General features: G+C 40.3%; 12 protein-coding genes. 11 read left to right on the top strand and 1 reads right to left on the bottom strand.

The window, feature by feature from the left end; translation table 11 throughout:
- Positions 1-499: 499 nt before the first annotated feature.
- A complete protein-coding gene (locus KO529_RS16690) occupies positions 500-892 on the top strand; it encodes a VOC family protein (RefSeq protein ID WP_215949001.1) in 393 nt (130 codons plus the stop codon).
- Positions 893-1044: 152 nt separating this feature from the next.
- On the opposite strand, the gene KO529_RS16685 is transcribed toward KO529_RS16690, so the two are convergent.
- Positions 1045-2559, bottom strand: a complete 1515-nt coding sequence (locus KO529_RS16685; protein WP_215949000.1) for a Gfo/Idh/MocA family protein — start codon at positions 2557-2559, stop codon at positions 1045-1047.
- Between the two features lie 157 nt (positions 2560-2716).
- Between KO529_RS16685 and KO529_RS16680 the strand changes: the two genes are divergently transcribed.
- The 10 genes from KO529_RS16680 (at position 2717) to KO529_RS16635 (ending at position 12361) form a co-directional block, all read left to right on the top strand.
- Positions 2717-3067 (top strand): ribose-5-phosphate isomerase, encoded by a 351-nt coding sequence (locus KO529_RS16680; protein ID WP_031443704.1) that lies wholly within the window; start codon positions 2717-2719, stop codon positions 3065-3067.
- A 61-nt stretch (positions 3068-3128) separates the two neighbouring features.
- Entirely contained in the window at positions 3129-3719 is a 591-nt protein-coding gene (locus tag KO529_RS16675) for a Crp/Fnr family transcriptional regulator (protein ID WP_215948999.1), read from the top strand.
- A gap of 88 nt (positions 3720-3807) precedes the next feature.
- Complete coding sequence (locus KO529_RS16670; RefSeq protein WP_215948998.1) at positions 3808-4059, top strand: nicotinamide mononucleotide transporter; 252 nt, start codon at positions 3808-3810, stop codon at positions 4057-4059.
- Positions 4043-5125 (top strand): NADH:flavin oxidoreductase/NADH oxidase, encoded by a 1083-nt coding sequence (locus KO529_RS16665; protein ID WP_215948997.1) that lies wholly within the window; start codon positions 4043-4045, stop codon positions 5123-5125. The genes KO529_RS16670 and KO529_RS16665 overlap by 17 nt, the downstream gene beginning before the upstream one ends.
- Before the next feature lie 184 nt (positions 5126-5309).
- On the top strand, positions 5310-6098 hold the full coding sequence (locus KO529_RS16660; protein ID WP_215948996.1) for a polysaccharide deacetylase family protein: 789 nt from the start codon (positions 5310-5312) through the stop codon (positions 6096-6098).
- A gap of 13 nt (positions 6099-6111) precedes the next feature.
- On the top strand, positions 6112-7020 hold the full coding sequence (locus tag KO529_RS16655; protein ID WP_215948995.1) for an alpha/beta hydrolase: 909 nt from the start codon (positions 6112-6114) through the stop codon (positions 7018-7020).
- Positions 7021-7050: 30 nt separating this feature from the next.
- A complete protein-coding gene (locus KO529_RS16650) occupies positions 7051-9672 on the top strand; it encodes a hypothetical protein (protein WP_215948994.1) in 2622 nt (873 codons plus the stop codon).
- Positions 9673-9922: 250 nt separating this feature from the next.
- Positions 9923-10780: a mechanosensitive ion channel family protein gene (locus tag KO529_RS16645; protein WP_215948993.1), complete on the top strand. Its 858-nt coding sequence runs from the start codon at positions 9923-9925 to the stop codon at positions 10778-10780.
- A gap of 58 nt (positions 10781-10838) precedes the next feature.
- Positions 10839-11903: a magnesium/cobalt transporter CorA gene (gene corA / locus KO529_RS16640; RefSeq protein ID WP_215948992.1), complete on the top strand. Its 1065-nt coding sequence runs from the start codon at positions 10839-10841 to the stop codon at positions 11901-11903.
- A 50-nt stretch (positions 11904-11953) separates the two neighbouring features.
- Complete coding sequence (locus KO529_RS16635; RefSeq protein WP_215948991.1) at positions 11954-12361, top strand: DUF4174 domain-containing protein; 408 nt, start codon at positions 11954-11956, stop codon at positions 12359-12361.
- Positions 12362-12462 lie beyond the last annotated feature (101 nt).

The following is a 12462-nucleotide window of genomic DNA, read 5'->3' as shown; positions in this document are numbered from 1 at the left end:
CGCTATTAGAACCTAGATACTGGAATACTATTTGTCTTTGCTCTAGACTCTTGCCTACTGACTAAGGAATCAGAAACTGGACCGCTTCGCTACTAGAACCTAAATATCAGACTTCTTTTGTCTTGGCTCTAGACTCTTGATTCTTTTCTCTTTACTCTTGCCTATTGGCTTTTGCCTACTGACTAAGGAATTAGAATCCAGACCGCTTCGCTATTAGAACTTAGAAGCCGGACTACTATTTGTCTTTGCTCTAGACTCTAGATTCTTGATTCTTTTCTCTTTACTCCTGCCTATTGGCTAATGGCTCTTGCCTATTAACTACAATCTGATTAGTAAGGTTATATTCAAACTAACTTTTTGCAATGCTAATAACTCAACATCAATAGTTTGGTCATTTTTTTGTTATATTAGATAAACCAAGGATTATGAACCTAGTCCCATACATTTTGAATACCCTTAATAACCTTGGAGGTATTATCAAATATTAAATTATATAATTATGAAAAATGTAAATCCAGTGGTTTGGTTCGAAATTTATGTTGATGACTTAAAGCGGGCCAAAAAATTTTACGAAACCGTATTTCAACTGGAGTTGAATGAAATGCCAATGCCACCTTCTGCCGAGGACAGTATGAAAATGCTATTTTTTCCTGCTAATATGGAATCCAAGAACAGTGCTTCCGGAGCCTTGGTGAAAATGGATGGATTTAAGGCTGGCAACAATAGTACTATTGTATATTTTATGAGCGAGGATTGCAGTGTTGAAGAATCTAGGATAAATGCCGCGGGCGGAAAGGTGATGAAGCCCAAAGTTTCCCTTGGTGAGTATGGCGCTATGGTTCTGGCATGTGATACCGAAGGAAATATGATTGGTATACATTCCATGAAGTAGCACTCTGTACAAAGTCGCAAGGCCTTAAATCTATGGTGCTTCCTAAAAAGTACATGGGTCCAATTTGAGGCTAGGCATACGGATAAAGCCAATTAAAAAAAGGGAACCAGCTCTCGCCCATTCCCTTTTCTATATATCTTAAAATATACTTTCTATGCCGGCATATCCGGTAATTTCCAACCTTCCCTATAGGTATGATTTATAAGTTCTTTGGCAAAAGCATTGGCATCAACGGGGTCCGTCCATTCCTTTTCGAATTGTGGGCGTCCGTCCTTCATCACGAAATTATCACGGATTACGGTCTTGATGGTCTCGTTCTGTCCTATATTGGTAAAGCGCATATTCTCCCCATCCCAATTCAAAATTTTATCCAAGGACTGTAAGCGTACCGCCAAAACACCCATAACCACCATTTCATTAAAAGGTCCGGCTTCTGAAAAGTCGGACGTACAAGGCTTGCGGTTCTCCGCACTTTCCTTGCAGGCCCGTACCCAGTCCATCTCATGAGCACCTCTGTTCCAAGCCTTTCCGATCTCTTTTTCCACCCTTCGCTCTGTCTCTGCCACTTTCGGAAGTTCCCTTCCCAAAATTTCCGGTTCCACCCCATAACAACCGGTATGCATAATACCTTTGGTACCGTAAAAGAAGGTACCTCCACCAGATTTGTTGGGGTTCTTGCCACTAGGCCAATTGGAAGGTAGATTAGGCTTAATACCGCCATCATACCAATTAATCTCTACCTCCGGCAATTTGATCTTCCCTTTCCTGCCCCGTTCCGGGAAAGTCATTTGTACGGATTGTGCCGTTGGGGCACTGTCCCTTAACAGCAGTGAGGAACTCCCTTGTACCCTGGTAGGATAGCCCAATTTTAAGGCTATAAATACGGGGTGAAGAATATGGCAGGCCATATCCCCAAGAGCCCCGGTACCGTAATTCCACCAGCCGCGCCAGTTCCATGGATGGTACACCTGATTGTAAGGTATTAGTTCTGCTGGACCCGTAAACAAATCCCAATCCAAGGTATCCGGCACCCACTGTCCTTGTGTAGGTGGATTTAAGCCTTGTGGCCAAATCGGTCTATTGGTAAAGGATTCCACTTTTGTTATATCTCCAATGGCACCGCTCCAAATTAATTCGCAGGTTTTGGCTACTCCTTCTCCAGAGGCCCCTTGATTCCCCATTTGTGTGGCCACATTATGTTTCTTGGCCAACTTGGTCAATAATCTTGATTCGTATACCGAATGGGTAAGAGGCTTTTGCACATAAACATGTTTTCCTCGCACTATGGCCTCTGCCGCTACAATGGCATGGGTATGATCGGCCGTAGCTACCAAAACAGCATCAAATTCATTGCCCATCTCATCGAACATCACTCTAAAATCCTTGTATTTCTTTGCTTTGGGAAAGTAATCGAAACAATCTTTTGCATATTTCCAATCCACATCACAGAGTCCGACTATATTTTCACTCTGTAAATTTTTCAGGTTGCCAAACCCCATACTTCCCACTCCTACTCCAACAATATTCAATTTATCACTGGGAGCCTTATGCCCCAATCCCGAAATTACATTGCTCGGGAGAATAGTAATACCGGCAGCGGCCACTCCCGTTTTACTGATAAAAGATCTACGTGTAATTGGTAGGGGTTTGTTTGGTTCTTTTTTCATTGTAAAGATTGCTTTTGATTGTTTACTATTTTTTTAATTTGCATTTAATGCTCTCTAAATTCGGAAAAAAAATGGTCTTATTGGAGGAATACCGAAAATTTGTCATTAAAATTATACCAATTTTACTTAGTTTAAGCTCATATATTTTAGATCAACCATGTCCAAAACCCTATACCGAGTCTATGTTGTGGAATTATCCAAGCGCGTTTTTACAGAGAATGCCAAGTTTAGGGCCGCCAATCCCCAATTTAATGGTGTATTGGAATGTTTATATGTGGGTATGACCTCCAAGACCCCTAAGGAACGATTTGAACAGCATAAGACCGGATATAGAAATAAGAAGGGCCATAAATTATCCTCCAACATTGTGGAGAAATACGGGCTGTATCTAAGGCCCAGCCTTTATAATCATATAGATCCCGTATTGACCAGAGCGGAAGCTTTAGAAATTGAGGAAGGTCTGGCCTTGGAATTAAGACGTGAGCGGTATGCTGTTTGGTATAATTAAGTAGGTGTGGATACTGAAAAAATTTCCTAAATTTAAATAAGTTATCACTCATTAATTGGCAATGGATCCACAATACCAAATTGCATCCTACATTCAGCGATTTATTTCTTTAACGGAAGAGGAGGCATCCCATTTTAGCTCCAAATTTAAGGTAGTAAAGGTTCGAAAAAAACAATTCATTGTACAACCCAATTTTACTGCAAAAAAAAGATTCTATGTTGTTGAAGGTGCATTGCGTTCATTTGTGGTAAATGAGTCCGGACAGGAAACAACCATAGCCTTGGCCATCAATGATTGGTGGATTACGGATTATAATAGCTATATATTTCAACAACCTGCCACTATGTTCGTGGAGGCCTTGGAAAGTAGCACTTTATTGGAACTGGATTTTGAAAAAGAACAGGATTTGAAGAAAAGCAATCCAAAGTTTGAGACCTTTTTCAGGATTATTGCAGAAAGGGGTTTGGCTTCCCAACAACGTAGAATAACTATGAATTTGACCAAGTCTGCGGAAGAACGGTACACCTATTTCACAGAAAAATATCCGCAATTTTTACAACATATCCCACAATACGCCTTGGCTTCTTATCTTGGAATGACCACCGAATTTCTCTCAAAAATTCGGAACAACAAAGTGAAAGGTAAAAGTTGAATTATTTCAACCATATTTCCTAATCTACTTCAACTTTTTCCATAATCATTTAAGGCAACTTTGCTTTGTCATTAATCCTGTACACAGCATGGAAGCATTTACTAAATATTATCTATTGGATTGGCTGGCCATGATCTTAAGCCTCATAGCCGTTTATTGTTTAGGGAAAAAGAACAAATCCGGTTTTATCTACTTTGCCATAGCCAATTTAATTTGGATAAGCTTGGGCTTTGGACCAATAGGCAGTTTTGGTATTGGAATTGGCAACAGTGCCTTTTTAATAATGAACATCAGAGGATTTATAACTTGGAAACATAATAAAAATGAAAAATTTATTTAGCCCGCTAAAACTTAGGGAATTGGAGTTAAAAAACAGAATAGCCCTTTCTCCAATGCAACAATACAGTGCCATAGAGGGTATACCCAATAACTGGCATTTGGTCCACCTGGGGAGCAGGGCTGTAGGAGGTGCCGGATTGATTATAACCGAATGTACTGCTGTATCGGAAGAAGGATTGAATACCTTATATGATACTGGTCTTTGGAACAATAGGCAAATGGAGGCTTGGAAACCTATAGTAAGGTTTGTTAAGGAACAAGGATCAAAAATTGGCGTTCAATTGTGGCACTCCGGAGGGAAAGGCAGTAATACCCATCCAAATGAAGGAATGAAACCATTGCCTCTGGACAAGGGCGGATGTATTACCAAAAGTGCATCTTCAACTGTAATCAACGGAATTACAACACAGGAATTGACCTTTGGAGAAATACAAAAACTAAAATTGGATTTTGCTTCAGCTGCCAAAAGAGCCTTATTAGCAGGGTTCGACACTATAGAACTCCATGCGGGACACGGTTATCTATTTCATCAGTTTTATTCTTCCGTCGTTAACAAAAGAAGTGACCAATATGGAGGAAGCTTCGAAAATAGGATTCGTTTTTTGATTGAAACTGTTCAGGAAATAAGAAAAGTAATACCTGATACCATGCCCTTATTGGTCAGGATTTCTGCAGTGGACTATTTGGATTCAGCGGATGCATGGAGTATGAAAGATAGTTTGGCCCTATCCAAGATTTTAAAGAACAATGGCGTTGATCTCATAACCGCCTCAGGTGGTGGTTTTGCCCATGTGGACAAATCAATGGTTTTTCCAAATTACCAATTGCCTTATGCAACGGAAATAAAAGAAAAAATAGGGATTCCCGTGGGTACCGTAGGCATGATCACAACGTCGGCACAGGCCAACGATATAATTACACAGGAGCTGGCAGACTTGGTGGTTATTGCTCGAGAGCACTTGCGAAACCCCTATTTTTCCATAAACGCAGCCCATGAATTGAATATGGAACACCAAATTCCCTGGCAATATGGCAGAGCTTTCAATTCAAATAAAAAGAATTCTTGAACATGATTTTTTCGGGGCCAGGGACAACTGTTAATCTCTATATTGAAGAAATATAAAAATTCAGTCAATTATTCAAAGGAGTGTGGTATTTTAGGGATGTGAAGCAAGAAAAGATACGATTTCACAACCAATTTACTAATCAGTAGTCTCTTGAATCAGCATTAATCCTTTTAGTAGGAGCGTTATGAAAAATTTCTTAGTTGTCCTTTTTACCGTATTCACTATTTTCTCTTGCCATTCGCAAATCCTAAAACAAAAAATACCCGATAAACTGGTAGTTCTCACTTTTGATGATGCTCCGGCAAGTCAATATTCCGTTGTAGCCCAAATGTTAAAAGAGTACGGTTTTGGAGCCACCTTTTTTGTGTGTGAATTCCCTCCGAATTATAAGGACAGTACCCTATACATGAATTGGCGACAGATCAAGGCCCTGGACAACATGGGGTTTGAAGTTGCCAATCACACCCGCACCCATGCCAATGTAAGCAAACTGACGCAAACAGAATTTAATGCCGAGTTGGAATATATAGAAAATAAATGCGATTCCTTGGGAATTGCCAAACCACAAAACTTTGCTTATCCCGGCTACGGACTAAATGCCCTTGCCTTGGAATTTCTACAAAAAAAAGAATACACCTTTGCCAGGGCCGGCGGCAGCAGGGCTTATGACCCCTTAGTTGATCATCCCTATCTTATTCCCAGTTGGGCAACCGATGCTGAAAACAAAAAAGAAATTATGACTTCCCTGGACCAAGCCAAAAATGGAAAGATTGTGGTGCTAACGTTACACGGTGTACCCGATATTGAGCACCCTTGGGTAAATACGCCACCTGCACTCTTTAGGGAATATCTGCAGTATTTATCCGACCATAATTACAAGGTGATTTCCCTTAGGCAATTACAAGCCTATATTGATGCGGATGAAGCCAAGGGAATAATATCTCCTGACTTAAAAAAGAAACTGAGTAACTAAATATTCTACATCCATGAAAAAACTTGTACTGCTTTTTCTCATAATGATTTCCATACATTCGGAAGCTCAACAAACCATAGATCTTTATTCATCTACAATTCCCAATAGCAAGCCTAGCGAGACAAAAGAAATTGAATTAAAAAAGGACGGGCAGTTCTTTGGTTACCAAAAGGTCTCCCGGCCAAGCCTAAAAATTTACCTTCCAGAGGAACAAATAGCAACAGGAACAGCGATAATTATTTGTCCAGGTGGTGGATATGGTATGGAAAGTTTTAAGTTGGAGGGCATCCGAATTGCGGAGGCTTTTTTGAAAAAGGGAGTTGCCGCTTTTGTTTTAAAATACCGGCTGCCGAGTGATTCAATTATGATCGATAAAAGCATTGGCCCTTTACAAGATGCTCAGCAAGCCTTAAAAATAGTACGGCAAAGGGCTGCAGAATGGCATTTGGATCCGGAGAAAATAGGAATTATGGGGTTTTCTGCCGGAGGGCATTTAGCATCGACCGCAGGAACTCATTTCAACAAATCTTACATCCCCAATTCTGAAGGCATTAGCTTGAGACCCAGCTTTATGATTTTGATCTATCCCGTAATCAGTATGAAAGACGAACTGACCCACAACGGATCTCGCGAGAATTTACTTGGAAAATCGGCCTCGGAGGAACAAATTTTAAACTTTTCCAACGAACTGCACATCGATTCCGAAACTCCGCCAACGTGGTTGACGCATACTGGTGATGATACCGTAGTTCCCGTGGAAAATAGTATTCGGTTCTACCAAGAGTTGATAAAAAATAAAATACCATCGGAAATGCACCTGTACCCAAAAGGCAATCATGGTTTTGTTTTAAGTATCCCTACAGATGAATGGATGCAGCCCTTGTTTTCCTGGATGAAGAAAAGTGGTATCGTAAATCCATAACCCTATAACCAACCAAAAAGCATTTTTTCGATGAACAAGGTACTCGCCAAAACAATTCAAATATGTCTAGTAGCCCTTATCGGCCTCATTGGCCATTCACAGGAAATCCTATTTAAAAAGATAGCTATTATTACGGGCAATGGGGCGAGCCAGGTAGAACTGAATATAGCCGATTTATTGAAGCAAAGATTGGAAGAAAACGCCAATATTGATGTGCGTCTTATCCAGGAGACGAAAGAACTCCAGTACGTTTCAGGGGAATTACAAATTCTTTTGGGCACCCCAGAGCGCCATTCCCTATTGTCCGCCCAATTTAAGACATTAAGGATTCCTGAACTAACCCCATTGGCTCCGGGCCGGGAAGGGTTTCTATTAAAATCTGTTGATGATTCCAACAGTTTAATTTTAATTGCCGCTGGTTTAGATGATCGGGGTTGTCTATATGCCGTTGGGGAAATATTGAGGCAATTGGTATACAAAGAAGGCCAACTGGCCTTACCCAACAAATTAAACATTAGGACGGCTCCTGCCTTCGAAATCCGGGGAACCCAAATTGGACAAAGTAGTGTTGCCAAAAAATTGGCGCAGGTAAGGGATTGGACCGAAGAGGAAACACAAGGTGCACTCTTGGATTATGCGCTGGCAGGCGCCAATATTTTTGCAGCCGAAGATGAGTCCATGTACCATTTTATAAAATCTTATGGATTGATGACACAGACTAAATTTGGGGCCAATACTGCTGGAGCCAAAGTGCCAATGGAATGGAATGCCTTCGAATCCATTGGGCGTTCAGGATATGTCTGTCTTTCAGTTCCTAAGGCCAGGGATTATATGCTACAGAAATGTAACGAGCATTTTAAGGATAGCCAATTCTATGATCTTATTGAATTCTATGGTGGTGATGGCGGCGGTTGTGAATGTGATAAATGCAATCCTTATGGCCTAACGTTCATAAAATTGGTGGAGGAAATGGCTGCGATTATCCATAAATATCACCCCAAAAGTCGCATCTATTTTACCAATCAAAAATTTGACAATGAGGACGACAACGCCATATTCCAGTATTTACAGGAAAAACCAAGGGATTGGCTTTGGGCATGGGGATATGGTCCCGGTTCGGATGCCACAACCTGGCAACCTGGACATCGGCAAACACACCGCATGGATCTTTTTGAATACCCCGGATTTGGGCCCTATGGATTGTATCCCAAAGAAATAATCCATCAAATTCCTTCTCGTCACAAGTTGATCTATTACAATGAAATTACCCATTGGAAATATGCCCAACACGCTTATATCCAAATGTGTCCCAGGGCCGATCGAAACGGAGATCTACCTCCGCATTGGAGTAATGAAATATATAATAGGCGGCCCGATCAATTCCTAACAATGGTCTATAATCGATTAACCTTCTTTGCTTGGCCCGAATATTATCACAGGGTCTTTAACGATTTACTGCGATATGGCAATGGAGACATAACACATTCCAGTGGACACCACGATCATTTTAACCAGTGGATGTGGCAACGTTTATTGTGGTCCCCGAGGACAACTGTTGATGAAATTCTGACGGAATATTCAGAAACCTGGTTTGGACTTGAAGCAGCCCCATTCATGGCCAAAGCCATTTTGCAATTGGAAAAAAATCTGGAAGAAAAGGAAGGGGTTCCCCTTGATAAAAAACAGGGAATAGATGAGTATTACGATCTTGTACAACAAGCCGGACAAGTAATGCCCTCTAGAATAATGGAAAGCAATTGGCTATGGCGAATGTACATGCAAAAAGCCGCGCTGGACAAATACGTGAAACTCAATGTTGCGCAACAAAAGGAATTGGAGCGCCAAATAGAAGAAGATGTTGCTGCCTATTTACAGAACGACCGGACCATTGCACTAAAGGATATTTCCAATAAATTGAAGTTTCCAAAAGAGACTATGGAAATGGCCGCCCTTCGTGAGGAGGCCAAACGGTTGGGGGAAGAGAGCAATACTATTTATGGACAAAGAAACGATGGTTATTTTAACCTACAACATGATTATATTGGGTTAGGTTGGCTCAAGAGACAGTTGACAAGGGCCCAAAATACCGATACAAAAAAGGCCGATGAGCTTTTAAAAATGATCGTTGATTATGCAAACCCCGGTGAAGGCGGGTTTTATGACAACTTGGGTACTGGAAATATAGCTCCCCATGTCATTAACGGATACCCCTATGACCATGGGCAACCCTACGTTTCGCAAATGTTATCGGAGGAAAATAGGCCAAGCCAACGCTCTATGCACTTCACCCAAAATGAAGATCAAGGGGTAAGTCTTTTTTACATAGACCTAGACCCCAAGGCCTCCTATTCTGTTAAGTTTACTTTTGTTCGACCTTGGTTCCAAGAGCGTTATGCCTCCAGGATGAATCAAAAATCTCAAAAAATATATGCCGATGATATTGTCTTGGCCGATAATGTTGAATTACCACTACAAATGAGCGATTTTTTTACGTATCGCATTCCTAAATCGGTAACGAAGGACGGAGAATTGACCATTAGATTGGAACGTGCACCCGATGTGGCCCATGGTGACCGTATTAGTGTAGAACAATGGCGTAATTCAGGTGGTTGGGGCACCTTGGCCTCTGAAGTGTGGTTGCTAAAGAATTAATCTATAGGCCTGCCTCCAATGGCTCTTCCCCCAAAGACAAAACGTGGCCATACAAATAAGTTTATGCCTAGGGTTACAACTGGCCTCTATGTATTTATAAAGGATTAAAACTACGGCCAAAAGCCAAATTTTAGAAGAAATGTTCAACGGATTTCACTATATTTCAATAGAAAAACACCAACGCTCCTACCCTCCCCCTGGCCAAGCTGCAACTTTTTGGCAAGGCATCCGGTGGCCCTAAAAAAATGAAATGGATACACTAAGCAAGTTATTGGATTTTAATCTGATCAGTATTGGCGATTATAAAATTAAAGTGTACAGCCTTGTCATTATACTTTTAATTTTACTTATCACCAAGGTGATAGTGCAGCTAATAAAAAAAGCCCTGTTTCGCCGTTACAAAGGGGTACACTTTGATACGGGAAATACCTATGCCCTCTATCAAATTATTAAATATGTGATATGGGTCATTGCCATTGGTTTTATTTTGGAATCCATTGGCGTTAAGTTGACCTTATTTTTAGCTGGTTCGGCGGCACTTTTGGTTGGGGTTGGATTGGGCTTGCAACAAACCTTCAACGACATAATTTCTGGTATCATATTGCTTTCGGAGAAGTCGATCAAAATCAACGACATCCTTGAAATAGATGGGGATATTGTTGAAATCCAAGAAATTGGGCTACGAACCTCAAGGGGACTAAACAGAAACGACATATCTATCATCATCCCTAATTCTTTGATTACGACCAATAAGGTAATCAACTGGAGCCATCAGAAAAGAAAGACCCGTTTCAAGATAGGTGTTGGGGTGGCTTATGGCAGCAATGTAGATCTTGTGGTAAAAATATTGGAGGAAAGTGTCTTGGAGCATCCCGATTTTGAGGATGGTAAATCCATAGAGGGCCGCTTTGTAAATTTTGGCAATTCCTCCTTGGATTTTGAGGTGCTTTTTTTTAGTGAAAATGTATTTAGGATCGAGAAGGTAAAAAGTGATATCAGAAAGATCATTAACCGTAAATTCAGTGAAAACAAAATTGTTATACCATTTCCCCAAATGGACCTGCACTTTAAGTCGGGCCATACAGAAATATTCCCAAAAAATGAATAACAGGGTAAACAACATAGTATAAACAAAAGAAAAAGTGGTGATCAACAAAAAAATAAACATGGCAAGATTCATAAAGAAATCCAAGGAAGAGATAGGTGTTTCACCGGATGAACTTATCTTCCGGGGCGATAAGAGAATTAATGAAGTACTGCTTCGAATAATTGACTTTGATGCCAATAGCCTGGCCGAAGAAACCATTAAGACGGTAAAGGAGGTGTTAAAATATCAGGAAAAGGACACCGTTACCTGGTTTAATATAGATGGACTGCACAATACCGAAATTATTGAAGGAATTGCCAATGAATTTAATTTTGACAGAATGGTTTTGGCCGATGTATTGAACACCCAGGCACGGCCCACGATCAAGGAATACGACAACTGCATTTTTATTTCCATAAAAATGTTGCAGCAACAGCCCAACTCGGACACCATTCAGGTGGAGAATTTAAGTTTGATCTTGACCGAATCTATCCTAATATCCTTTCAGGAAACCAAAGGCGATGTCTTTGAACCGGTCAGGGAGCGCATAAGGAAACAAAAAAGGAGAATTAGAAATGGCGGCACGGATTACCTGTTATTTGCCTTGCTGGATATTGTTATTGATAACTACATCTACATTATTGGGGTTCTGGGCGAAAAAATTGAAACCCTTGAAGAAAGCCTGCTCCAAGAACCCAAGCAGGAGATTATAGGGGAAATCAACTCCTATAAACGGGAATTGAATTTCTTGAGAAAGAATATTAAACCCGCCAAGGAAGTGATATTGAGCCTCGCCAAAATGGAATCGGATTATATTACGGAAAGTACCGAGATGCATTTTAAGGAACTACAGGACAATATTAATCATGCCAGCGATTCCTCCGATAGTTACAGGGAGATACTATCCGACCAATTGAACATTTATCACACCACTATAAGCAGTAAGTTGAACGATATCATGAAATTCCTGACGGTATTTTCGGTGATCTTTATACCGTTGACCTTTATTGCCGGAATCTATGGAACCAACTTTGATGTAGTCCCTGAACTTCATTATAAGTATAGCTATTTTATCATGTGGGGGGTAATCATTGTTATTGCCATTGGCATGTTGATCTATTTTAGAAAAAAGAAATGGTTGTAAAAACTCTAAATAGCATAATACGTACTAACCTTCTTCTAATAGGAGTTTTGATGATGAATTACACCAATGGACAGGATCTAAAAAAACACCAATGGGAAAATCGAGTGGTTATAATCGTTTCCCAAAATGAGGATTCTAGGGTATATCAAGAACAAATTACCGAATTTAATAGTCTTCCCAAGGAACTCAAGGAAAGAAAAATTATAGTCTATCAGGTTTTGCCGGATAGGTATAAATTAATGAATTACCAGATTAAAGGAAAAGATATCGAGTGGATAACTTCTCCTACACTTTTTGATAAATTTGCAAACAATAAGGAAGACTTTAAGGTGATTTTGATAGGCTTGGACGGGGGCATAAAACTAGAAAAGACTGAAGTACTTTCAACAACGGAACTTTTTGCAACCATTGACGTTATGCCGATGAGAAGAGCCGAAATGAAAAACAAAAACAGGTAAATCAATATTTGTAGAACTGTTATTGACATGGCAAATCCGCAATTGTTTATTTTTAAAAAATATGGATCCTAAACAATCAAGCTGATCCAATGAATAAAATC

This window comes from Arenibacter algicola, assembly GCF_018860365.1.
GTDB lineage: Bacteria > Bacteroidota > Bacteroidia > Flavobacteriales > Flavobacteriaceae > Arenibacter > Arenibacter algicola_B.
This window is presented reverse-complemented; position numbering and strand designations above follow the sequence as displayed.